The following is a 23,538-nucleotide window of genomic DNA, read 5'->3' as shown; positions in this document are numbered from 1 at the left end:
ATTGATACTTAAGAAATAACCACGATGTACAAGTCCATAGAAACGCTGTTAATCGAAATTCCAACGATACGTCCTCACAAGATGGCCGTTGCGACAATGCAAACCCAAACCTTGGTCCTGATTAAAATCACGACTGAAGATGGTTTAATTGGCTGGGGTGAAGCGACCACAATTGGCGGTTTAGGTTATGGCGAAGAAAGTCCTGAAAGTGTAAAGACCAATATCGAAACCTATTTTGCGCCATTGTTAAAAACACTGTCTGGTGCCAATATTGCCCAAACAATGCAAGTGATCCATCGTAATATCAACGGTAATCGTTTTGCGAAATGTGCTGTTCAAACTGCATTATTAGATATTCAAGCGCAACGTTTAGGTCAACCCCTGAGTGAGATTCTAGGCGGTCGCTTACGTGACAGTATTCCTGTGCTTTGGGTTTTGGCGTCGGGCAATACCGAAAAAGACATTGCCGAAGCAGAAAAAATGATTGCGTTAAAACGTCACAATGTCTTTAAGTTAAAAATCGGTTCACGTCCTGTTGAACAAGATGTCGAGCATGTATTGGCAATCAAAAAAGCCTTGGGTGCAGACATCTCAATTCGTGTAGATGTTAACCGTGCTTGGTCTGAACTGAATGCAATTAAAGGGATTCAAATGCTTCAAGATGGTGGCGTTGACCTGATTGAACAGCCTTGTGCAATTCATAATATTGATGCTATGCAACGTCTTAGCCGTAAGTTTGATATCGCGATCATGGCAGATGAATCATTAACTGGTCCACAAAGTGCTTATAACTTGGCAAAAACCAATGCAGCCTCAGTCTTTGCGGTAAAAGTTGCGCAATCTGGTGGTCTGATTGAAGCATGCGAAGTCGGTAAAATCGCCAATCTGGCAGGTATTGATCTTTATGGTGGCACTATGCTTGAAGGTCCTGTTGGAACAATTGCCTCAGCACATGCCTTCTCTACATTTAGCAATCTCGCAGCGGGAACTGAATTATTTGGCCCACTGCTACTAACTGAAGAAATTTTAAAAACACCGCTTCAATATGGCAATTTTGAGCTCAAAATTCCAACTGGTCCGGGCCTCGGCATTGAACTAGATGAAGACAAAATCGACAACCTACGTCGTCAATAATTCAAGGAGCTGACATGCTTTTCCAAGTACGAATGGATGTACACATCCCCCTCGATATGCCCGTCGAAAAAGCCAATGAAATTAAAGCAATTGAAAAGGCTTATTCACAAGATTTACAACGTCAAGGGAAATGGCGTCATATCTGGCGTATTACAGGCCAATACTCAAACACCAGTATTTTTGATGTAGAGAGCAATGAAGAACTCCACAATATTTTACAGGGATTGCCTTTATATCCTTATATGAATATCGAAGTGACTGCCTTAAACCGTCATCCGTCTTCAATTCGAGAAGATGACCATTAAGCAGCGGGTGTAAATTCATTGACTAAATAACTGTGAGATAAGTTCTTTCTCACAGTTTTTTAAGTTTCTATACATGTCTATCTTTGCTAATGCGGCATGTATAGAAATTTAAAAACATGGATAAAAGGTTCGTCTTATGATTGATAAAAGTAAGCTCTCGTTGTCTGAGGTTCTGTCCCACATCAAAGATGGTGCAACCATTATGATTGGTGGCTTTGGAACAGCAGGACAACCCGCAGAGCTGATCGATGGGCTGATTGAACTTGGCGTTAAAGATCTGGTGATTGTCAATAACAATGCAGGCAATGGCGATTATGGTCTGGCTAAACTGCTTAAATCAGGTGCAGTCCGTAAAATCATTTGTTCTTTCCCGCGTCAGTCGGACTCTTGGGTATTTGATGAACTCTACCATGCGGGCAAGATCGAACTTGAATTGGTTCCACAAGGTAATCTCGCGTGTCGTATTCAAGCTGCTGGAATGGGTTTAGGTGCAGTGTTTACCCCAACAGGTTTTGGCACCTTATTGGCAGACGGCAAAGAAACTCGTCATATCGATGGCAAAGACTACGTGCTTGAATATCCGATTAAAGCAGACTTTGCACTGATTAAAGCACATCAAGGCGACCGTTGGGGCAACTTGGTTTATAACAAATCAGCACGTAACTTTGGTCCAATCATGGCGATGGCTGCAGATGTCACCATTGCGCAGGTTTCAGAGGTGGTTGAATTGGGTCAACTCGATCCTGAGCATATTATTACCCCAGGGATTTTTGTTCAGCATGTGGTTGCAGTTGATGCAGCCAATGGTAATGGAGAATAACAATGAGCTACCAAAAACTAAGCCGTGACCAAATTGCTGAACGTGTTGCCCAAGATATTCCCGATGGGGCTTATGTCAATTTAGGTATTGGTTTACCGACCAAGATTTCAAAATATCTGCCAACAGATAAAGATGTATTCCTGCATTCTGAAAATGGTTTATTGGCTTTTGGTCCTCCACCTGCTAAAGGTGAAGAAGATCCTGAGTTGATTAATGCTGGCAAAGAATATGTGACCATGCTAACGGGTGGCTCGTTTTTCCATCATGGTGATTCCTTTGCCATGATGCGTGGCGGACATCTGGATATTGCTGTATTGGGTGCATTCCAAGTGGCGGCCAATGGTGACCTTGCCAATTGGCATACCGGTGCGCCAGATGCGATTCCTGCGGTGGGTGGTGCAATGGATTTGGCTGTAGGGGCCAAGAAAGTCTTTATCACCACAGATCATGTGACTAAGCAAGGTGAACCCAAGATTGTAGAAGAGCTGAGCTATCCAGTAACAGGTAAGCATTGTGTTGATCGTATTTATACCGACTTATGCGTGATTGATGTGACTACAGATGGCTTAAAAGTGCTTGAAAAAGTTGCAGGTCTGAGCTTTGAAGAATTACAGGCTTTGACGGGTGCTCAATTGATTGATGCGACACAGGGATAATAAATCCCTTCCTTGCGGAATGATTAAATCTCTCCTAACGGAATGATTAAATCTCCCCTAACCCCTCTTTATGAAAGAGGGGAACTTCTTCTTTTACAAAGAGGTGAGCTGCGGCTGTAGCAGCGCAAGGGAGATTATTTAAGGATATAAACAACATGAAAAACGCTTACATCATAGATGCCATCCGTACCCCATTTGGTCGTTATGCTGGTGGTCTTGCGCCAGTACGCGCAGATGACCTTGGTGCAATTCCAATTCAAGCATTGATACAACGTAATCCAACAGTAGATTGGCAGCAAGTCGATGATGTGATCTATGGCTGTGCCAATCAGGCCGGTGAAGACAATCGTAATGTCGGGCGTATGTCAGCATTATTGGCAGGTGTGCCATACCAAGTGCCAGCAACCACTGTGAACCGTTTATGTGGATCATCACTGGATGCGATTGCCATGGCAGCTCGTGCCATTAAAGCCAATGAAGCAGATTTAATCATTGCTGGTGGTGTAGAAAGCATGAGCCGTGCGCCCTATGTGATGGGCAAGTCGGACAGTACTTTCGGACGCAGTCAAAAGATTGAAGACACCACCATGGGCTGGCGCTTTATCAATCCAAAACTTAAAGAATTGTATGGTGTGGACAGCATGCCACAAACCGCTGAAAACGTGGCAGAACAATTCAATATTAACCGTGTGGATCAAGATCAGTTTGCGCTGAATAGCCAACAACGTACTGCGGCAGCACAAGCTCAAGGCTTTTTCCAAAATGAGATTGTGCCTGTCACTATTCCACAGCGTAAAGGCGATGCTGTGCTTGTGGATACCGATGAACATCCACGTGCATCAACCACTTTAGCAGCACTGACAAAACTTAAAGGTGTGGTCAAAGCTGATGGTACGGTCACGGCGGGCAATGCGTCTGGAATTAATGATGGTGCAGCGGCATTATTAATTGCTTCAGACGAAGCCGTAGAAAAATACCAATTAAAACCACGTGGCAAAATTATTGCAGCAACCACTGTGGGTGTTGAACCAAGAATTATGGGCTTTGCACCTGCGCCTGCGATTAAGAAACTGCTTAAACAAGCCGATCTTAGTTTAGCGCAAATGGATGTGATTGAGCTAAATGAAGCTTTTGCTGCCCAAGCTTTGGCGGTAACCCGTGATTTAGGTTTGGCAGATGATGATGCACGCGTCAATCCCAATGGTGGTGCGATTGCTTTAGGTCATCCTTTGGGTGCATCAGGTGCCAGACTGGTGACCACTGCCTTAAATCAACTTGAACAGATCAAGGGTGAATATGCCTTATGTTCAATGTGTATTGGGGTAGGTCAAGGTATCGCGCTCATTATTCAACGTGTTGATCAAAATTAAGGAACGAGCAATGCCAACTTTTCAATCAGCGGATGCACAGATTTATTATCAAAGTTTTGGAAACCCTAACTCCCCTGCACTGGTCTTTTCAAATTCCTTAGGGACCAACTATGGCATGTGGCAAAAGCAGTTCAATTATTTTAAAGAACGCTTTTTTGTCATTTGCTATGACACCCGTGGACATGGTTCTTCATCTGCGCCACAAGGTCCTTATACCTTGCCCCAATTGGCTGAAGATGTGATTCGATTACTGGATCATTTAAATATTGAAAAAGCCAGTTTCTGTGGCATTTCTATGGGGGGATTAACAGGTCAATGGTTAGCCATCCATTATCCACAACGATTTAATGCTGTTGTTATCAGTAATACCGCAGCAAAAATTGGACAAGAACAAGCATGGCTAGATCGTGCCCAACTTGTCCGAGAACAAGGTTTAACCAACATCGCAGCAACCGCTGCATCACGTTGGTTTACAGATCCCTTTATCCAAAGTCATCCTGCAATTGTCAATAATCTGTGTAACGACTTAAGTGCTGGCAGCGCAATAGGTTATGCCAATTGTTGTGAGGCTTTGGCTAAAGCGGATGTCCGCAATCAACTCAAAGATATCACGATTCCAGTTTTGGTCATTGCAGGAACGCAAGACCCTGTAACTACAGTTGCAGATGGGCAATTTATGCAACAGCACATTCCGCAATCCCAACTTGTGGAAATTCAAGCATCGCATATTTCAAATATTGAATGTCCAGAAGCATTCAATGCTGCACTTGAAAAATTTCTCTCTGAAATTCTTACGACTGAGCTTTGACACTTAATTTTTGACGCAGCATAAAGGGATAGAACATATCCCTTTATTTTTTGGCATTTCATCAATACTTGAGAAAGCATATTTAAAATAAAATGATGAGATAAAATTAAGTCCATTTATTTAAAAGTATAAATATATACCCACAAAGTAATAGAAAATTACATATAAAAATAACAATCATTTTATTTATTCAGGACCTGCATATCGATAAATCTACTGTTTTTAGAAAACATCTAAAAGCATTTATTTCCCAACACTCTATTTCTCAACAATAATGAAAAGGATATTTCAATTGAAAAAAAGCCCCTCAAATAATCAACTGAGCGATAAACACCACTTAATCAAATTAGGTGTTTTAAGTTGTTTATTGCTTGCAGGATGTAGTTCATCCTCTCGTTTAGAATCAAACCCAGTGCAAAAACAGGTCACGATTCAACGTGACAATTTTGGCACACCGCATGTCTATGCCAAGGATACTTATGGTCTTTTTTATGGCTATGCTTATGCAGTCGCAACTGATCGTTTATTTCAAATGGAAATGTCAAAACGTACAGGTTTAGGCACTGTTGCTGAAGTTCTCGGCCCTGATTATCTACAATATGATATTGCAACCCATAGTCGTTTTAATCCTGAACAGATTAAACAACAAATTGCCCGGCTTTCTCCTGAAGATCGTGCCATTTTCGATGGCTATGCCGCTGGTTTTAATAAACGTGTCCAAGAGGTCTTAGCCAATCCGGAGCTGTTGCCTAAAGAATTTATTGATTATGACTTTAAACCATCGACATGGCAGCAAGAAGATATCGCAATGGTCTGGGTGGGCTTAATTCTCAATCGCTTTTTTTCAGCCAGTTCAGAAGTCTCAAATTTAGATTTACTGACTCAACTACAAAAAGAAAAAGGTCCAGAAACAGGATTAAAAGTTTATCAGCAATTACGTTGGTTAGATGATCCGAGTGCTCCTACAATTATTCAATCTAAAGCAAAACCACAAGTTTCAGCACGTCAGCAACACATGTTAAAAGGTATAGCGCCTATCTCAGACCAAGCAGCCAAAAACTATTTAGCTCAAGCACGTATAGCATTGGGTAAAAGTGTGGTTGATGGCGTCCCTACAGCCAGTAATGCCTGGGTGGTCAAAGGAGATAAAACGGTAGAAGGCCAAACGGTTTTATATAATGGCCCTCAACAAGGCTGGTACACGCCTGCCATTACTTATGCGGTTGGGTTACATGGTGCGGGCTATAATCTCACCGGGATTACCCCTGTCGGTCTACCTGCAATTCTATTTGGAACCAATGGAAAAATTGCTTGGGGTTCAACTGTCGGTTCGCTTGATACCAATGACGTCTATCAACTCAGCTTAAATCCGAGCAATCCAAAACAGTATCGTTATCAAGGCAGTTATATTCCCTTTGAACATCAACAGATCAAAATTAAAGTCCGTAATCAACCAGACCACGTTTTAGATGTGTATCAAAGTAAACAAGGCTTTGTCAGCACATGGGATGAAAAAAATCATACCGCCTATGCACAAAAACGTAGCTGGGAAGGTGTAGAGATTGAAACTTTATTGGGCTGGGCCAATGCAGCAAAAGCGAGCAACTGGCAAGAATTCCTAGATCAAGCCAAACGTGTCGCGGCTTCAATTACGTGGTTTTATGCAGATACCCAAAATAATATTGGTGTCGCTGCATTGGGTCGTTTACCGATCCGTCCTGAAAACCAGCATATTCAACTGCCTGCTCAAGGTGATGGCTCAATGGAATGGCAGGGTTTCTATGATTTCTCACATAATCCCAAAGCCTATAACCCTGAAAAGGGCTATATTAGCAGTTGGAACAATAAAGCTTATGCGGATTTACGTTCCGATTCCTCCAACTTCTCTCATGTTGACCGTGTCAATGAACTGATTGCCCCCCTAGAAAGTAAAGCAAAATTAAGCCAACAAGACATTTGGGATATCAATAAAATGGGCGCTTGGTCGGATCTGAATGCGCGTTATTTTATTCCCTATATGGTCAAAGCTGCGCAAAGCCCGAACGCCTCACCTCTGGCAAAGAAAGTTGCACCGATATTGGAGGATTGGGACTTCAAACTTCGTCCTGACAGTGACGCTAAATTCTATCAAGGCGCAGCACCTGTCATTATGCGCACATGGCTCAATCAAATGATTGAATTGGTGCTTAAACCAAATCTATCTGAAAATATTTATGCACGTTACACAGATACGCTTTACCCAGTAAATAATGACCCACGGAGTACACAACCTGCCAATGCATCCAAACTAATCTGGAATGCGCTGCAAGGCAAACAAGCCAGCGTTGTTCAAACCGTTGATTTCTTAAAAGGACAATCAGCAGATGATGTGGTGTTAACTGCCTTGGAAAACACCTTAATTCAGCTTTCAAAACAATATCATTCAGACCAACCCAATGATTGGAAAATTCCTGTTGCCACAATGGGATTCTCCAACAAAAACTCAGTAGGTATTCCATGGGCTGATCAAGCACATCAACAACAGCTGAGTACTTATGGAAATACAGGGAGTGCAACCTTTAGAGTGGTACTTAATCCCAATCAAGTCAGCATGTGTTCAATTCTTGCACCTGGTCAAAGTGGATTTATTCATCGCAACGGAAAGACCGATGCACACTTTGCCGATCAGCTCCCATTATTTGAAAATTATCAATGTAAGGATGATGCGGTAAGCCAAAAGCAAATTGATCAAGCAACACAGCAAAGTATGACTTTAACCTATTAATTTTTACTCGAAACAGCCCAATATATGCATATATTGGGCTGTTTAAATTTTAAAGCTTGTTCAATCCATCATTTATGAAAATGATGTACATACCGGAAAATCATACTGGTCCCTTGTGGTCGATTTTCTGCATCTTGTTCAAAATAAGCATTTGCAACAAGATGGTCATGGGGAGAAAAACTATACATCGCCCCTGGACCGATCGCCCAGACCTGTTCACGTCGTCCTTTGACATTTTCACCATCCACCTGTGTATCGGTGATTTGATTGAGCCAATATCCATTTATTCCTAACCGAAGCTGTGGTGTGACTGCATAACTACTTTCAAAGTTGGCATGTAACGCTTGCCCAGCCTGTATGTCTTCAGCATTCCCAAAACTATAATTTGGATCATTATTCTTAAAGTTATAAAGATAGTGTAAGCGTGTCGAAAGTGTCCATTTGGGATTCAGCCAATAGGTTGCAGCCCAGTATGGATCAAATGACACTGCATTGGCACCAGGGTTTATATCCTTATTACGATCATATTCACCTGTAGGTAAATTGATTTGAAATTCAAAACGATGGGAAAACTTAGGTCCCTCTTGCCCCATCACTGGATCAAATTGGATAAAAGGGCCGATAATAATGTCGCCCAGTCCCCTATTTGCTTTAATGGCTTGATTATTGAGGCCATCATCCACATCTACATGTGCCAGCACAGGAATCACCATATTTAAGCCAAGATTACCACTGCCCAATTTGATATCTGACATATAACTGATTTGCTGAACAATCGATTGATAATCAATCTCTGACTGAGGGAGTGCGATTTTGTTGCCATGTGTATCGCGAATACTATCCGCGCGATAATTCTGAAAATAGGTTTGTGCATACCAACCACTACCTGCTGGAACTACACCGTCTACAAAACTCGATAGACCTAAATTCACAGTTGGCAGATCACTGGCAAAACTTGTATGCGTAATAAAAATCAGACCCAGTATTTTCTTATTCATCTTCAATATCCTTATTGTTGAGGCAAAATCCTCCTACAGGTAGCAATTGATGCTGCTACCTTTCTCTAACTGGATTTGCCAGTTTAAATAATATTGTGCATTTTTAATAGCGGATCATCACTGACTTTAATTCAGTGTAATCCTCAATAAATGCGTCTGAAAATTCACGACCCAGACCAGATGCTTTGACACCACCAAAAGGAACGGCAGGATCAAGGAATGTGTGCATATTCACCCAGACTGAGCCTGCTTCAATTTGCGGAATGAGTCGCAAAGCTTTCGCCAAATCATTGGTCCATATACTTGCAGTTAAACCAAAACGAGAATGATTCATCATTGAAATTAACTCTTCATCACTTTCAAAAGCAATCACATCCACCACAGGTCCAAATGTTTCCTCAATAAATAATGGATCATCAATACCCCGCACTGTTAATAAAGTTGGCTCTACAAAATAGCCTGTTCCTGCAATGACTTTACCACCACAAATGATTTGATTATTTTGATGAGCAAGATCCAGATAATGTTTAACCTTCTCAAAATGTGGTTTATTTGAAAGTGGACCAAACATAGAGGATTCATCCAGCGGTGAACCTATTTTAAATTGCTGAAGAGCTGCGGCTGCTTTTTGAATAAACTCTTCATATTTAGAGCGATGCACAAAAAAACGTTCTGGTGCTGCACAAACTTGACCTTGATGGACAAAACTGGCTTGTAACAGTGTTGGTAAAATTTCATCGATTTGAGTATCCGCTAAAATTGCAGCTGCATTTTTTCCGCCTAGTTCTAAGCTGACACGGGTTAAATCGTTATGCATCGCTTGTTTGCCAATCGCAATTCCTGTGGGTACAGAACCTGTAAACGAGACTTTTTTAATCTTTTTAGAGTCAATTAAATATTGGCCAGTTTCTCCTGTGCCTGTGACAATATTAATCACACCTGCGGGGATGCCTGCTTCTATTGCAAGCTCGGCTAAACGTAATAATGAAAGTGTTGTAAACTCACTAGGTTTAAGCACGATTGTACAACCCGTTGTCAATGCCGAACCAATCTTCCAACATCCGATCATCAAGGAAAAATTCCACGGCACGATCCCTGCCACAACCCCAACAGGTTGACGCACCGTATAAGCTGTATATTTTTCACCATTGGCTGAGGGAATAGAAGGTTGCATGGTTTGACCATGAATCTTGGTGGCCCAACCAGCAAAATATCTTAAAAACACGACAGTCTGAGCAACTTCTAAGTGTCGAGAAAGATTAATCAACTTGCCTGTAGTCAAAGTTTCTAGTTGTGCTAATTCCTCCGCATGCTGTTCAACCAGATCAGCAAGCTTATTCAGCTTTTGCCCACGCTCATAAGGTGATGTATTGGCCCAAGCATTTAGAAAAGCATCTTGTGCACTGTTTACAGCGGCCTCAACATCGGGTTTAGTCCCAATTGCAATACTTGAAACAGGCTGTTCCGTTGCAGGGTTAATCAGCTCAATTCGAGTCCGTGTATCATCGACTTCAATATGTTGGCCATGAATAAAATGACCGTGTTGACGTTGCAAAAAAGTTTGGACACTCGCTAAAATTTGTACTTGGTTCATCTTATTATCCTGTGTTCTATATAGAAATCTTGGCAATTTAGGTTCAGCAATCTCTATGAGATTTAGTTATGCATTTAGAATAAAGTCAGCACCGCGCTCACCAATCATGATGGCAATGGCGTTGGTATTTCCACTTGGTACTTGTGGGCAAATGGAACAGTCAATCACGCGTAAATTTTGAAAACCATACACTTTAAGGGTTTGGTCAGTAACGGAGTCTTGTGAAGAATTGCCCATTTTACAGCTGCCCGCGGGATGGTAGACCGTTTTAATATTTTGACGCATCCACAGATCAATCGCAGCAATGTCATCGGGATCAATATTTGCTGGTTCAATAATGTCTTTGACTATAGATTTTAATGCAGGCTGTTGTAGTAAACGCAGCCCTGCCTGAACCGCGCGGATATTGGCATCAATATCTTCTTGATGACCTAAATAGTTTGGATCAATGATCGGCAAAGCATTTGGGTCTTTACTGCTTAAACGTAAACTGCCTCGTGCTTTGGGTTGTACATGTCCAACTTTAATGGTGAGACCATGTTCTTGTGCCACTGCTTTTTCACCTGGCGTATTATCAAAATTATCCAGTACTGGCAAGAAATGGAACTGTACATCAGGTCGGCCATGGTTATTGGTATCAATAAAGCCACCACCTTCTAAAATATTAGACGTTAATAAACCAGAACGAGTAAAGTGCCATTGTAAAAAGTGCCGTAGTGCTTTTAGACCTTGATCTTCCCCAAGCAAACTATTCTTGGTTGTGACAGTTGCATTCACTGACATATGTAAATGATCATGAAAATTCTCACCCACAGGTAAGTCTTGAATACATTCAATGCCCAGTTCATTTAAATGCTGTTTTGGGCCAATACCTGAGAGTAATAAAACTTTTGGACTACCAATTGCACCAGCACTGACTATAATTTCTTTGCTTGCGTGTACAGTAACAGCCGATTTTCCAGCAATGCTATAGGTTACACCTGTCGCCCGACCAGCATGTGTTTCGATTTTATGAACCAGTGCATCAGTCACCACAGTAATATCTGCAAGATGTTCAACCGCTTTTAAATAGGTCTTTGCAGTACTGGCTCTTTCACCATGCAGGGTTGTGGTTTGATAAAATCCGACACCCGCTTGATCCCATCCATTGAGATCATTGACATATTTCATCCCCATTTGCTGACCTGCTTGAATACAGGCAAGTGTTAAAGGATGACGATAACGATTTTCACTGACAGGCAAAATACCCTCTTGTCCGTGATACTCATCCGCAAGACTTTCATTTTTTTCAGATTTTTTAAAAAATGGAAGCACCTTTTGATAAGACCAATTGTTGCAGCCCCATTCAGATGCCCATAGATCATAATCCTGACGTTGTCCACGACAGTACACCATGCCATTGACAGAGCTCCCTCCGCCAAGGACTTTTCCTTGTGCAAGAATCATTTCACGATGATTACAATGTTTTTGTGGAACCGTCATATACGGCCATGATTTTTGTTGAAATACTTTGATCACTGTTGCAGGGATCGTATGGAACATACTATTGTCCTTCGTCCCCGCCTCTAAAACCAGCACTCGTCCTGCGTTTGCTTGTAACAATCGTGCTGCGACCACACAGCCTGCCGACCCTGCCCCAATAATAATATAGTCATATTCTGCTTGCATCATGCTTGCCTACTCATCCAATTCCTTGAATAAGATTTCATCATGATTACAGCGGATGTTCTTGTTTAAACGTGACTCACTTTATGCAAAATTGTGACATTGACAGCAGATCTAAAAATTCATCGACTACACTTTTAAGCGATATTGTTTCGGTGAAAGCCCGATCATCTTACGGAACAATTTTGAGAAATGAGCACTGTCACCAAATCCCCACTTCAAAGCAATTTCAGTAATCGACAGACTTTTATTTTTGCCATCTTTTAATTCATACTGAATTTTTTCGATACGATGCATTTGAATAAACTTGTGTACAGATTGCTGTTGATGTTCAAATAATCGGTGTAAATGCCGAAGTGAAATCCCTAAGTGATTTGCGATCATTTGTGCATTTAAACTTTGCTGATTGAGATGCTCAAAAATAAATCGCTCTGCTTTTATTTTGAGATGACTGGAAATTTCAATATTTTTATAGTTAATTGTCGGTTTGATTAAAGCAATCAAGGCATCTTCAAAAGCATTGCCATCCTCTTTTGCATACCAAAGTTCAATATTTTCAGGTGATAGATTTTGCAACATACCTTTCAGCAAATGCCCACTCATATTGGAAGTGTTTAATTTGCCAAAATGATCAACTGTAATGCCTTGCTTGAATAATTTCTCACGCGATAAATGCACTGAAACATGACTAAATAAACCTTGTGGATACATATCAATCGTTTCATCAGGATCAAGTAAGGTAATCTCTCCTTCATTTAAATCAATATTTTGCTGTTTATAAACAATCCGCATCTTGCCTGTGTACTGAATTACCAAAAAACAGAAACGATCTTTCACTCGATCAGGCATACCACTTTTTCTGCAAATATGACTGGCATTACTTTTTATAAAAGCAACCTCTGTCTCACCCAATAGGAAGAACTTTACTTCACCAATAAATAAGTTATTTTGTTTATCAAAGGTCGTTTCAAAATCACCACAAACCTTTTGAATAGATTGCTTCCACTGCACAATTTCATTTTCTTTAGCTTGATTCATATCCATTCCCCTTGGACAGATCGATTCAATAATTTGAGTAGCTTTGCTTTGTTTCTTCCAACACCGTTAAAAATTCTATCTCAATAAATCCAAATAACCGACAAATTCATCTAGATATTTGTCGGTTAGTTGATGTTTATACAATCCCCGCAATATCCTTTAAAATTTTAATTAAAATTTCCTTTTCATTTTCAGGATATTTTTCAAAAACTTCATTTTGATGGCTATCGGCAATATCAAACAGATAATGTGCGGTTTTCTTGCCCTTTTCCGTTAACTTAAAAAAACCTTCCGTTTCAATCAATAAACCATCTTTTTTTAAGATAAGCGCAGCTTGTTCGATCTCACGCATCGGCATGGCAATATCACGTGGTAAATCTGCTTTATTGGATGCGGTACCACTGCCTAACACCAATAATAATCTTGCTTCACTGGTGCGAAATCCAGTGATTAACTGCTTCGGAATATAATCGGTCTGATAAAATTTAAACGCCCGACTCATTAAATAACAGACATTACTATATAAATGCCCTTGGTGTAATTCGCCTAAGTCTTCTGCTTCTACAGTATCTTTAAGCTGTAATAATGGATGAGGAATCACACCTGAATACGCACCTTGGTGATACACCAACGGACTACGCCCTTGATCATGAAACTTAACGACTTTGCCAATAATAATCCAGTGATCACCACCTTCAATAATTTCATGTCGTTCACATTCAAACACTGCTGAACAATGGTCTAGAACTGGTGATTGACCTGCACCAACCTGATAACTTGTACCTTCATACTTATCGATATTGCGACGGGAAAATTTATTGGATAACTCAATTTGAGAACCCGATAAAATATTTACCGCAAAATGCGTAGCTTGCTCAAATACAGAAAAACTCGATGATTTTTTATCGATACTCCATAAAATGAGTGGTGGGTCTAAAGACACTGAATTAAAACTATTTGCAGTGACTCCAACCTTCTCACCTTGCTCATTTTGTGCCGTAACAATGGTCACACCTGTAGCAAAATTACCCAATGCCCGTCTAAATTGCATTGGATCTATTTTGATTTCATCCATTGATTTTAATGAATTCATTATTCTCTCCTGAATCTTTTATCCTATTTAGCTCGGTATCTGAAATTGCTTGATCCTGTTAAAAGCAATTAAATATCCAGTACCAATCGTGCTGACTTTGCACGGGAACAGCACACCAGTATTTGTTCATTACTGGCTTTTTCTTCATCAGTAAAATACACATCACGATGATCAGGCTCACCTTCGATCACATCGCACATACAGGTTCCGCAGACGCCCTGTTCGCAAGACATTTCAATCTCAATCCCTTCTCGTGCCAGTGCTTGCAGAATGGTTTCTTCGGCATTGACCATGATGATCTTGCCACTACGCTCAGCCACAACTTCAAATGCATCACCGTTGGTTTCAACCTCAACCTGAAAATATTCCTTATGAATCTGTTGCTCAGGAAAATTTTGTGTCAAAGCCAAATTAATCACCCAATCCATAAATCCATTGGGACCACAGGTATAAATATGGCTTGCTTTGTCTATGTCCTGAATGGCAGATTGAAAAAACTCACGATGGCTGGCCCCTTCTGATTTAAAATGAAAGGTGGTAAATGGCGCCAATACACTATTTCTAATTTCATCAACAAAGGCACATTGCTCTGGGCTTGCCCCGCAATAATGCAGTTCAAAAGATGCGTTTTCTTGTACCAATTGATAGGCCATGGTGATCAAAGGGGTAATTCCAATCCCCCCACCCACCAGTACAGCATGTTTGGCTTTGACTAATGGAAACAGATTTTTCGGTTCACTGACCTGTATTTGCATACCATCTTTTAAATCATCAAAAGCCGAGACTGAACCACCACGCGATTCTGGATCACGTAAAATCCCCAGTCTGAATATGCCAACATCCTTTGGGTTTTGGCATAGTGAGTACTGACGCACCATACCATTGGGTAAGTGCACATCAATATGCGCACCTGCTTCAATTTTTGGTAATGTGGCAGAATTTGCAGATTCAAACTCCATGACTGCAACATTCCCACCTTCTACATGACGGTTTCTGACAACCACGTTATAGAGTGTAGCCATGATTTATCTCCCTTTTATGCATCTCGCCCAAGGCTTAACGCATAAATAATCCACCGTTAATATCCCACGTCGCCCCAGTGACAAATGCAGCGCTTGGGCTTGCCAACAAGGCACAGGTTTCAGCAATAAATTCCATACTACCTAATGCTTTGACTGGGATATTTTGAATAAATTGCGCCATTTTCTCGTCAGATACCACACTGTGTACAATCGGTGATTCCATTGGCCCAGGCGCTATGGCATTTACAGTCACACCTTTAGCAGCAAACTCTTTAGCAAAGATTTTGGTCAAAGTCACAATTGCACCTTTAGTTGCAGCATAGTGTGCTCCTGTTGCAGTACCTCCATTTTGCCCTGCCAATGAAGCCATATTGACGATACGACCATAGCCTTGATCTGCCATATACTTGCCAATAATCTGACACGCTTGAAAGGTTCCTCGCTGATTCACTTGGGTGATCCAGTCGAAGTCAGCTGCAGTAATCTCTAAAACAGGGGTTGCCTTGGTGACCGTCGCATTATTAATCAACACATCCAATTTGCTGAATTTTTGTTGAATCCACTGCACTGCGGCATGAAAATCTTGCTCAACTGAAATATCCAGTTTTAACGCAAACATATTCTCCGCATTAGGACTACGAGCTTTGGCATTTTCAGCCTTTTCTAAGCTGCTGGCAGAGACAATCACTTGATACCCCTGTGCTGCAAAATATTCGGCGATCACATTCCCTAAACCAGACGCCGCGCCCGTGACTAAAACAACCTGTTTCATTTTTTGCGCTCCTAGAGGATGTAACTGATACCCGCCAAAGTATCGGTCGAGTTGACTAAGTTGATAATTTTACGATTGATCTTAAAGCCTTGTTCTGGATCACGAACCAAATGAAAAATCACATCTGCGGTGTAATGTTTTAAGCTTTCCTTACGGAATTCACGGAGGTTTTGTGCACAGCGTAAAATGATTTCACCATCCTCATCTTTTACGACACGGATACGTGACACGCTACGGACGGTATTGGCTTTGGGTGCAGTCGAAATCGCCTCACCATTTTCCAAACGTTCGACCCGTAATGTACGCATATGATTGTTGTCATAGGCATAGTTCAAATTATTTTCATAATCCTTGAGTGTCGGATCAATCGGAATGATATACACGCCTTTTTCATTCCAGAGATTGAGCCATTCACGGTATTCACTGTGGTCTAACATGTCAGCTTCAGCCCAAACAAAAGCAGTCACTTCATTTAATAATTGCAAATTCATGTTCATGCTACTCTCCTTAAGCCGTCATCATCTTTTTCCACTGCTGATAAGCAGCGCGCATTCCAGTTTCTGCACTGACATCACTCTTTAAGCCATCTTCAGTTTTTACTTCGCCGGGTAAACCACGGTTCAACATGATCCATAAATCATGACCAGCATTGGCACCATGTTGCACACGTTCCCACGCTTCTGAGTCATCAGGTGTACCAAAACCAAATGGACCTTGGAAATGTTCATGTAGACGTAAGCGATATTGATTGGCAATCTGTGGACCACCATCCATCGTGATCACGGAATGATGAATTTCAGTTTCATTGACTGAAATCGGTTGCATGACACGGAAAAAGGCCATTGAACAGGCAATGTTTGGGAACAGGTTTAAGTTAAAACCAGAACCACCCACAGCACGTACAATACGGCGTACTTCAAGTTCTTCATGTCCTTCATCACGTAACGCTTGAGCAAGCTCTTCAAAACGTTCCTGAATTGGGCGTTCCATCAACTCTTCATCTAAATCCACCAGCTCAGGAATCATCACCATGACACTGTGCCCATTACCTAAATCTTCAACATAGCCAGGTTGATTTTCAAAATTAAATAACTCTTCAGTCTTCTCATCGACTGAACTTAAGAATGACTTATGTACCAACGGAAAATGATAGGCATCGGTGGTATTTTCCAGCTGGATTTTCCAGTTGCCTGGGAAACGGAAACGATGTTCACCCAATACTTTAATTGGATAACCTGCGCCTTGTTTCATAAACAAATCAATCCATTTTTTCGCAGCGCCCAAGAAATCCGCTAAAGGTTCAATATCGTCTTTAAAGGTGGCGAAAATCATACCGTTGTATTCTTCAACACGTAGGCTAATCAATGGAAACTCTGATTTATCCAGACATTCACCATAACTTTCAGGTGAAGGTACACCACGTAATGAACCATCCAGTGCATAGCTCCATCCGTGATATGGGCAAACAAAACTGTTGGTTTTGCCTTTTTTATGTTCACATACCGTTGCTGCACGATGGCGACAACGATTGAGCAATACATGGACTTTTTTCTTACGGTCACGTACAACGACCACAGGTTGCTTACCAATATTAATGGTTTTATAGCTACCACCATCTGGAATTTCGCTGGCATGTGCCACCCAAACCCAAGTGCTGTAATAAATCTTTTCCATTTCATCATCAAAGACACGCGCATCTTTATATAAAGAGGTATGCGCACGATCACTTTGAACTAACTCGCTGTAATCAATATTAATATTCTGCATTGGAATAATACTGTTCATATCCATTATCCTTTTCAATTTATCCATAACTTATTGCTGAGACGGTACTGGCAATATCGCTGTACTGTTCCAGTGAGACACAGGGCGACTAAAAATATTTTCAGTCTGAAAATGTTTGATCTTCCATAGACCATCGGTTTGCTGTTTAAATTTCACACTGAGTTTTGCGGCATTTAAATGGCTATCTCCATTGAGAAAGGTCGAGGTTTGCAACATCAACCAGCTTGCATTGGCCTGATCGCCTGCAATATAAATTTGTTCTGAACTGACAAAATGTGCATTCATCACAAAATGTGATTCGGTTTGGGTATAACTTTTAAACATGTCAAAAATGGCTTGCCATGAAGCATAGCGACCAAAAGATTGCGCATATTTCTCACCAATTCCTTCCCAAATACTGTCCTGATCAAATAAATCCATTAATTCATTGAGGTCAGTTTTGGCATTTAATCCATCACAAATTTCCATATAACGATGAATACAATTACGAATCGTGTTTTGTGCTTCGAGCTGCTCTAAGCGTTGTAAGATAACGGTCAAATCCATCTGGCTATTCATGTCATATTCATCCTTGGACATCTCGTGATTATTTAAATTCGGCTTATAAATAACCGGGTGCTGGCTGCATACCAAAGCTCACCAAAGCGGCATTTTGTAAAGTGGCATCGCCCATAAAGGCATGCTGAGTCACCACATTGGTATCATTCACAAAACGGCTAAATGGGTTATGGGTATAAATTGCAGTCATGCCCGCCAGCATTTGAATTTTGCGCGTCACACGTGCGCAAACTCGAGCAACATGGGTACAAGACAAACGCATCTCACTGATCTGTTCTGGCGTTGGCGTAGCACCTGCAATAATCTCATTCCAAACGATTTGCATAGTGTCGTAGAACCAAACACGCGCTGCTTTAAACTCAGCTTCGACTTGGGCAAATTCATATTGAGTGACTGGGCGACTGGCAATTTCAGCACCACCTGTGATAGATGATTTGCCAGGCGCTAACTTTTGGAATTCTTCCAACGCTGCTGCTGCAACACCGATTCCGACCACAGTTAACACCTGTGTTGCCAATGACAGTGATGGATATTTAAAAAATGGTTCCGAAAGTTTAGACGGTTCACCACGAATAAAGGTCCAGTCATTGTTAACAAAGACATTATCGACTAGTAGATCATGACTGCCTGTTCCCTTTAAGCCGACTGTATCCCAAGTCATTTCGATTTGTGCTTGTTTTGCTGGGATAATTGCTAAACGTGGGAGACCTTGTGTGGTGTTATTGACCTGTGGACTAATCCCCACTCCAATAATATCGGCCCCCATACAACCGCTGGAAAATTTCCATCGACCTTTCACCACCACGCCATCAGCTCTTAAATCTGCGGGTTGCGGTGGAAAAATACCTGCTGCAAATACAATATCTGGGCTCCGTTTATATAATTCTTCAAGCGTTGCTTCAGGCAGGCTACCCAAATAAGCAGGGCTCATCCCAAAACTCGCAACCCAGCCCACTGAACCATCTGCTTTAGACAAACGTTCAATCAACTCACAAAATTGTTGAGGTGACCATTCATTGCCGCCAAAACGTTTCGGTACCAATGCACGATAGACACCAATCTGCTTTAACTTATCAATGATGTCTTGACTCACATACGCTTGGTTATCAAACTCGCCTGTACAAGCACGTTCTCGAATCTCCTGACAGAGTGCTTCTAATTCCGTTATTGTTGTGTCCATTACAAATTCCTTTGTCGATAAATTATTCATTACCCAACTCCTTGTCATTTATTGCGCTGCATCCACGATATATTTCGCAATTGCACACACCAGCTCATCCGAATTTCGTTTTGCCACGATTTGTAAACCCACTGGTTGCCCTTCACTGGTTTTGAGCGGTATTGAAATTGCAGGATGACCAGATAAATTGAATGGACGCACCAATGAAGTTAAGTTCAACAGTGCAACCATATGTTCTGCATCGATTAATTTGGGTGGGATTTGCGGAAGGGTTGGCAGTAACACGGCATCATATTTTTCCAATAAGCCATCAATTTCATTTATAAATTGTGCTTTGACCATTTCCGCCTCTTTTACTTGTTGCGCCGTGGTTTGCGCAGATTTGAGCAAGCGAGCATGGATGTCGTCACCCAATAAACCAGTTTTGGTTAATTCGCCATACGCCTGCCAATTTTCATAATTAATGATTTGCATCCCTGCATCATAAGCAGGTTCAAACCATTCAGATTTCACTGGTGTAGCTGACAGATTCGCCTGAGCAAGAAAATGCTGAATACAGTTCAATACCGTTGGGTTCGCATTTACCTCAAGCCAAGCCAGTTTCGGCGTATGCACTAATTTTTCCAAAGCATGGAAACTTGGATCAATTATCTGCATCGCGGTTTCAATCATTGCAACCGAAGCGGCAAATGGTCCCACGCAATCCAACGAACTCATGGCCGGATGTATCCCTTGACGACTGACGCGATTGAATGTCGGTTTAAAACCATACACCCCACAACATGCCGCTGGCATACGAATTGAACCACCAGTATCGGTACCTAAAGTGAAATCAGCCAGTCCCGCGGCTACGGCAGCAGCAGACCCACTCGATGAACCACCTGGAATAAGATCAGGATATTGAGGATTGATTGCAGTGCCAAAAACAGGATTGATCCCGGTAATTCCAAAAGCCAGCTCATGCAGATTGGTTTTTGCAGTAATTTGGCAATCCGCTGCCAAAATACGATCTACCACTTCTGCATTTTTTGTTGCAGAAGGCTTATCCATCAAGGCTTTGCTCCCGATCATGGTCTTTAGACCTTGAATATCAATGGAATCTTTCACCATGACTTTTAACGCACCACGTCCTATTTGTACCTCTTGTACAACAATATTCATTCACTTTTCCATGTATTTTTATACTTAATACCAATATCGGAAAAAGTAATGTAATTGTCAAGATGTTTTTATCAGAAAGAGCAAAGATTTTTTCTTTAATTTTTGTATAATGATGAATATTCATCTTTATAAAGTTATCACTTTGCTATGCTTACTCATTTAGAACAATTTCTACCTAATAATGAACCTAGCAGCTTACAAAGCTATCCTTTCTTTTGGATTTCTCAAGTGAATGGTAAATACACACAACTTATTGAAAAATCAATAAAAAAACTAGGTATCGACAATACACGTCGTAAAATCATTTTAAGTACCAATGCTTTGCAACAAGCCAGTATTACCGAAATTGCCAACCTCTCTACCCTTAAATTGACCACAGCAACCAAAGCCATTTATCGCCTAGTTGAAGATGATATTGTGCAGGTTTTTTCTTCAGAGTCTGATGAACGTATCTCTATGGTCAAGCTCACAGACAAAGGCAAAGAACTGGTGGAGCAGATTAATCAAATCAGCCAAGTGACTTTATCTGGGATTTTAAATGCCTTTGAAGATGAAGAATTGCATCAGTTAAATGCACAGTTGAAAAAGCTATTCAACTTGATGCCATCAAGCTAAAAGCTGTAAATAAACGCCCATTCGCTGAGTGCAATGGGCGAATTGTTCGGTTCATCACGTTGCGGACTGTAAAATATTAAACGATGGTTTTAACTTACTTTTTTCAATTCGATCTGAAAAGGTTCGTAAGACATCTTGTTTATATTGATGAATATCCACATCCGCATAATTATAAAAGCCCTGCTTTTCACGAAGGCCATTACGCTGCTGCCGCATATTTTCCGCAATAATTTCAGGTGTACGAAAACGCTCACCCAGCTCTTTTTGCAAATATTGCGAGGCATAATACAAAATATCGCCACCGCCCCAATCAATAAACTCCAATAAGCCTAAAACAGAAAAACGCAAACCAAAACCGGTACGAATAGCAATATCAATATCTTCTGCCGAAGCGACTCCATCTTCAACCATACGTGCCGCTTCATTCATTGCCAAGGCCTGAATCCTTGGCACGATATAGCCCGCCTTGGCATTACAAACCACAGGTACCTTACCAATCACCTGTAGGAAATGCTTAAGCTTAGTCAGCACCTCATTTGAGGTCTGGTCAGAACGGCTTAACTCCACCAAAGGCATGAGATAAGCAGGATTTAGCCAATGTGCATTGACCACTCGCTCAGGATGCGAAATCATTTGCGCAATATCCGTCACTAAAAATGTGGATGTGGTCGAAGCCACAATACACTGCTGTGAAAGATATTGATCCAGCCAAGCAAAAATTTCTTGTTTGGCTTGTTTTACTTCTGGTACAGCCTCAAGGATCAACGCACAGCTTGGCAACATGCCTGTAGCAGCCTGTTTAGATAAAATCGCAATCTTATCCAAAATAAAATCTTGCTGGTATGCTTGAATAAACTGAATTTTCTCAAGCAACTGTAACTCTTGCTGTAAATCAGCACGAATTTGAGTTTGATATTGTTCAAATTCAGCTTCACTGCGCTGTTTGGCATCAATCAAATCAACGTTTAGTCCGGCATAGGCAAAAGCAATCGCAATGGCTTTGCCCATACGCCCAGCACCGAGCACTGCAATTTTTTCGATCATCTGCATTTTAGACTCCTTGTTGCAAAATCGCTTGCAGTTCTGCTGGGTTTTTATCCGCAAGACCTAAACGCTCAAAAGTACGTCCTTGTTGATATAAATCCTTACCAGTGACCGCTGACGCGATATTCAACAATCCTTCAGCAACAGGGGTTGCAACACCTGCCCAACGTCCCACAGAAACTAAAAAAGATAATCCTAAACGAGTGTCTTCTAACATATAGCGATGTGAATCTAAGTCGATATCCTCACGCCAGTCACCACTGTCAGTTAATTTTCCATGTGCCCCACGCCCATACATCCATTCATCACCCTCACCTTCATGATTATAATGATCCGCCAAAGGAAAATGTGGTGCGGCATATCCCAATGCTTCACGTACTTGCATTCGTTCCGCATCGAGTTGATTGGTGACACGACGAATTGAGGGTTGAGTACCTTCGTTATGAATATCCCATGCGTCAAAATGTTCAAGCGGACCCGCATTCATCAAAATTAAAGGTGGATGAATAATTGGTCCAGCATTCATCAATGCACCACTTAAGCTGTCCTCAACAGGTTCAACGCTAGGATAAGCCTGCTTAAGTACTTGAAATGCTTGTTGTGACAATACGCTTGGAAACACGCCTGTGGGTAACCGGGTCGCATAACCACTAATCACAATTTGATTCACCCCATGTTTACGCACCAAATAAGGCAAAGTCCCCGTTTCTGCAAATGCCACTTGCGCAGTGTTGCCTGCTTGTTGCATCGCCTTGGCAAAGATAAAACTACCAAATGTCGCTGGTGGTAAGTACACCACTTGCCCAGCTTTAAAAAATGGCGCTGCTTGATGGGCTAAATCATCATGTGTGGTCGCAGGTAATGGAATAATAATCAACTCAGCATGTTCAATGGCGCGTTGCAAATTATCAGACAAATTAATCTGACTCTTTTCAAAACCCACCGTCACAGTACGATCGCCTTGATAATCTTTAATCTTTAATTGCCCAGTGGCAGCAAGTTGTTGCAAAGCATCTGAATCACGGCGCCATAACAGCACCTCATGCCCTTTTTCAGCCATTTCTGCCGCAGCTGCATAACATCCATGACCGCCACCTAAAACTGTAATTTTCATCATTGCTCTTCCTGATTTATTTCAATTCATCATAGAAGCACA

22 protein-coding genes are annotated in these 23,538 nt (G+C 41.4%); 8 read left to right on the top strand and 14 right to left on the bottom strand.

The genetic code is table 11. The annotated features are described in order from the left end of the window. Positions 1 to 24 precede the first annotated feature (24 nt). The 7 genes from FY049_RS08555 (at position 25) to FY049_RS08525 (ending at position 7,857) form a co-directional block, all read left to right on the top strand. Entirely contained in the window at positions 25 to 1,134 is a 1,110-nt protein-coding gene (locus FY049_RS08555) for a muconate/chloromuconate family cycloisomerase (RefSeq protein ID WP_154131035.1), read from the top strand. 14 nt (positions 1,135 to 1,148) lie between these two features. Next, complete coding sequence (catC, locus tag FY049_RS08550; RefSeq protein WP_004820442.1) at positions 1,149 to 1,439, top strand: muconolactone Delta-isomerase; 291 nt, start codon at positions 1,149 to 1,151, stop codon at positions 1,437 to 1,439. A 136-nt stretch (positions 1,440 to 1,575) separates the two neighbouring features. Continuing rightward, positions 1,576 to 2,259, top strand: a complete 684-nt coding sequence (locus FY049_RS08545) for a 3-oxoacid CoA-transferase subunit A (protein ID WP_004721570.1) — start codon at positions 1,576 to 1,578, stop codon at positions 2,257 to 2,259. Positions 2,260 to 2,261: 2 nt separating this feature from the next. Beyond that, positions 2,262 to 2,915, top strand: coding sequence for a 3-oxoacid CoA-transferase subunit B (locus tag FY049_RS08540; protein ID WP_004722148.1), 654 nt, complete (start codon positions 2,262 to 2,264; stop codon positions 2,913 to 2,915). 155 nt (positions 2,916 to 3,070) lie between these two features. After that, positions 3,071 to 4,285, top strand: a complete 1,215-nt coding sequence (gene pcaF / locus FY049_RS08535; protein ID WP_446083519.1) for a 3-oxoadipyl-CoA thiolase — start codon at positions 3,071 to 3,073, stop codon at positions 4,283 to 4,285. 10 nt (positions 4,286 to 4,295) lie between these two features. After that, the gene (pcaD, locus tag FY049_RS08530; protein WP_446083518.1) at positions 4,296 to 5,093 is read left to right on the top strand and encodes a 3-oxoadipate enol-lactonase; all 798 of its coding nucleotides are present in this window, start codon (positions 4,296 to 4,298) and stop codon (positions 5,091 to 5,093) included. A gap of 274 nt (positions 5,094 to 5,367) precedes the next feature. Beyond that, a complete protein-coding gene (locus FY049_RS08525; RefSeq protein ID WP_446083517.1) occupies positions 5,368 to 7,857 on the top strand; it encodes a penicillin acylase family protein in 2,490 nt (829 codons plus the stop codon). A gap of 68 nt (positions 7,858 to 7,925) precedes the next feature. On the opposite strand, the gene FY049_RS08520 is transcribed toward FY049_RS08525, so the two are convergent. The 12 genes from FY049_RS08520 to FY049_RS08465 form a co-directional block, all read right to left on the bottom strand. Continuing rightward, entirely contained in the window at positions 7,926 to 8,855 is a 930-nt protein-coding gene (locus FY049_RS08520; protein ID WP_446083516.1) for a SphA family protein, read from the bottom strand. 103 nt (positions 8,856 to 8,958) lie between these two features. Further along, the gene (locus FY049_RS08515) at positions 8,959 to 10,449 is read right to left on the bottom strand and encodes an aldehyde dehydrogenase family protein (RefSeq protein ID WP_446083515.1); all 1,491 of its coding nucleotides are present in this window, start codon (positions 10,447 to 10,449) and stop codon (positions 8,959 to 8,961) included. Between the two features lie 66 nt (positions 10,450 to 10,515). Continuing rightward, positions 10,516 to 12,117 carry a GMC family oxidoreductase gene (locus FY049_RS08510; protein ID WP_446083683.1) on the bottom strand — a complete coding sequence of 534 codons (1,602 nt, stop codon included), beginning with the start codon at positions 12,115 to 12,117 and terminating at the stop codon, positions 10,516 to 10,518. A gap of 126 nt (positions 12,118 to 12,243) precedes the next feature. Beyond that, the gene (gene feaR / locus FY049_RS08505) at positions 12,244 to 13,152 is read right to left on the bottom strand and encodes a transcriptional regulator FeaR (protein WP_335954717.1); all 909 of its coding nucleotides are present in this window, start codon (positions 13,150 to 13,152) and stop codon (positions 12,244 to 12,246) included. A 136-nt stretch (positions 13,153 to 13,288) separates the two neighbouring features. Then, positions 13,289 to 14,248, bottom strand: coding sequence for a p-hydroxyphenylacetate 3-hydroxylase reductase component (locus tag FY049_RS08500; protein ID WP_446083682.1), 960 nt, complete (start codon positions 14,246 to 14,248; stop codon positions 13,289 to 13,291). 65 nt (positions 14,249 to 14,313) lie between these two features. Then, positions 14,314 to 15,267: a PDR/VanB family oxidoreductase gene (locus FY049_RS08495; protein ID WP_004721592.1), complete on the bottom strand. Its 954-nt coding sequence runs from the start codon at positions 15,265 to 15,267 to the stop codon at positions 14,314 to 14,316. A 34-nt stretch (positions 15,268 to 15,301) separates the two neighbouring features. Next, complete coding sequence (locus tag FY049_RS08490; RefSeq protein WP_335954716.1) at positions 15,302 to 16,039, bottom strand: SDR family NAD(P)-dependent oxidoreductase; 738 nt, start codon at positions 16,037 to 16,039, stop codon at positions 15,302 to 15,304. An 11-nt stretch (positions 16,040 to 16,050) separates the two neighbouring features. Next, entirely contained in the window at positions 16,051 to 16,536 is a 486-nt protein-coding gene (locus tag FY049_RS08485; RefSeq protein ID WP_004721595.1) for an aromatic-ring-hydroxylating dioxygenase subunit beta, read from the bottom strand. 10 nt (positions 16,537 to 16,546) lie between these two features. After that, positions 16,547 to 17,824 (bottom strand): aromatic ring-hydroxylating oxygenase subunit alpha, encoded by a 1,278-nt coding sequence (locus FY049_RS08480; RefSeq protein ID WP_004721598.1) that lies wholly within the window; start codon positions 17,822 to 17,824, stop codon positions 16,547 to 16,549. 30 nt (positions 17,825 to 17,854) lie between these two features. Continuing rightward, a complete protein-coding gene (locus FY049_RS08475) occupies positions 17,855 to 18,382 on the bottom strand; it encodes a nuclear transport factor 2 family protein (protein ID WP_056515414.1) in 528 nt (175 codons plus the stop codon). A gap of 43 nt (positions 18,383 to 18,425) precedes the next feature. Beyond that, positions 18,426 to 19,592, bottom strand: coding sequence for an acyl-CoA dehydrogenase family protein (locus FY049_RS08470; RefSeq protein WP_446083514.1), 1,167 nt, complete (start codon positions 19,590 to 19,592; stop codon positions 18,426 to 18,428). Positions 19,593 to 19,610: 18 nt separating this feature from the next. Beyond that, the gene (locus tag FY049_RS08465; RefSeq protein ID WP_446083513.1) at positions 19,611 to 20,723 is read right to left on the bottom strand and encodes an amidase; all 1,113 of its coding nucleotides are present in this window, start codon (positions 20,721 to 20,723) and stop codon (positions 19,611 to 19,613) included. 147 nt (positions 20,724 to 20,870) lie between these two features. Here FY049_RS08465 and FY049_RS08460 point away from each other — a divergent pair, with 147 nt between their 5' ends. Continuing rightward, on the top strand, positions 20,871 to 21,338 hold the full coding sequence (locus FY049_RS08460; RefSeq protein ID WP_004721604.1) for a MarR family winged helix-turn-helix transcriptional regulator: 468 nt from the start codon (positions 20,871 to 20,873) through the stop codon (positions 21,336 to 21,338). Positions 21,339 to 21,392: 54 nt separating this feature from the next. On the opposite strand, the gene FY049_RS08455 is transcribed toward FY049_RS08460, so the two are convergent. Further along, complete coding sequence (locus FY049_RS08455; RefSeq protein WP_335954713.1) at positions 21,393 to 22,388, bottom strand: 3-hydroxybutyryl-CoA dehydrogenase; 996 nt, start codon at positions 22,386 to 22,388, stop codon at positions 21,393 to 21,395. Between the two features lies 1 nt (position 22,389). Next, the gene (locus tag FY049_RS08450) at positions 22,390 to 23,496 is read right to left on the bottom strand and encodes an NAD/NADP-dependent octopine/nopaline dehydrogenase family protein (protein WP_224965511.1); all 1,107 of its coding nucleotides are present in this window, start codon (positions 23,494 to 23,496) and stop codon (positions 22,390 to 22,392) included. Between the last annotated feature and the right edge of the window lie 42 nt (positions 23,497 to 23,538).

It is taken from the genome of Acinetobacter sp. 1125_18A, from assembly GCF_052824985.1.
The sequence above is the reverse complement of the archived record's forward strand: the minus strand, read 5'-3'. Positions and strand labels throughout refer to the sequence as shown.

What these genes read in the sequence shown, in the direction of transcription:
- FY049_RS08555 (WP_154131035.1), top strand. Translation starts at nt 25, where the DNA reads ATGTACAAGTCCATAGAAACGCTGTTAATCGAAATTCCAACGATACGT.
- catC (WP_004820442.1), top strand. Translation starts at nt 1,149, where the DNA reads ATGCTTTTCCAAGTACGAATGGATGTACACATCCCCCTCGATATGCCC.
- FY049_RS08545 (WP_004721570.1), top strand. Translation starts at nt 1,576, where the DNA reads ATGATTGATAAAAGTAAGCTCTCGTTGTCTGAGGTTCTGTCCCACATC.
- FY049_RS08540 (WP_004722148.1), top strand. Translation starts at nt 2,262, where the DNA reads ATGAGCTACCAAAAACTAAGCCGTGACCAAATTGCTGAACGTGTTGCC.
- pcaF (WP_446083519.1), top strand. Translation starts at nt 3,071, where the DNA reads ATGAAAAACGCTTACATCATAGATGCCATCCGTACCCCATTTGGTCGT.
- pcaD (WP_446083518.1), top strand. Translation starts at nt 4,296, where the DNA reads ATGCCAACTTTTCAATCAGCGGATGCACAGATTTATTATCAAAGTTTT.
- FY049_RS08525 (WP_446083517.1), top strand. Translation starts at nt 5,368, where the DNA reads ATGAAAAGGATATTTCAATTGAAAAAAAGCCCCTCAAATAATCAACTG.
- FY049_RS08520 (WP_446083516.1), bottom strand. Translation starts at nt 8,855, where the DNA reads ATGAATAAGAAAATACTGGGTCTGATTTTTATTACGCATACAAGTTTT.
- FY049_RS08515 (WP_446083515.1), bottom strand. Translation starts at nt 10,449, where the DNA reads ATGAACCAAGTACAAATTTTAGCGAGTGTCCAAACTTTTTTGCAACGT.
- FY049_RS08510 (WP_446083683.1), bottom strand. Translation starts at nt 12,117, where the DNA reads ATGCAAGCAGAATATGACTATATTATTATTGGGGCAGGGTCGGCAGGC.
- feaR (WP_335954717.1), bottom strand. Translation starts at nt 13,152, where the DNA reads ATGAATCAAGCTAAAGAAAATGAAATTGTGCAGTGGAAGCAATCTATT.
- FY049_RS08495 (WP_004721592.1), bottom strand. Translation starts at nt 15,267, where the DNA reads ATGGCTACACTCTATAACGTGGTTGTCAGAAACCGTCATGTAGAAGGT.
- FY049_RS08490 (WP_335954716.1), bottom strand. Translation starts at nt 16,039, where the DNA reads ATGAAACAGGTTGTTTTAGTCACGGGCGCGGCGTCTGGTTTAGGGAAT.
- FY049_RS08485 (WP_004721595.1), bottom strand. Translation starts at nt 16,536, where the DNA reads ATGAACATGAATTTGCAATTATTAAATGAAGTGACTGCTTTTGTTTGG.
- FY049_RS08480 (WP_004721598.1), bottom strand. Translation starts at nt 17,824, where the DNA reads ATGAACAGTATTATTCCAATGCAGAATATTAATATTGATTACAGCGAG.
- FY049_RS08475 (WP_056515414.1), bottom strand. Translation starts at nt 18,382, where the DNA reads ATGAATAGCCAGATGGATTTGACCGTTATCTTACAACGCTTAGAGCAG.
- FY049_RS08470 (WP_446083514.1), bottom strand. Translation starts at nt 19,592, where the DNA reads ATGAATAATTTATCGACAAAGGAATTTGTAATGGACACAACAATAACG.
- FY049_RS08465 (WP_446083513.1), bottom strand. Translation starts at nt 20,723, where the DNA reads ATGAATATTGTTGTACAAGAGGTACAAATAGGACGTGGTGCGTTAAAA.
- FY049_RS08460 (WP_004721604.1), top strand. Translation starts at nt 20,871, where the DNA reads ATGCTTACTCATTTAGAACAATTTCTACCTAATAATGAACCTAGCAGC.
- FY049_RS08455 (WP_335954713.1), bottom strand. Translation starts at nt 22,388, where the DNA reads ATGCAGATGATCGAAAAAATTGCAGTGCTCGGTGCTGGGCGTATGGGC.
- FY049_RS08450 (WP_224965511.1), bottom strand. Translation starts at nt 23,496, where the DNA reads ATGAAAATTACAGTTTTAGGTGGCGGTCATGGATGTTATGCAGCTGCG.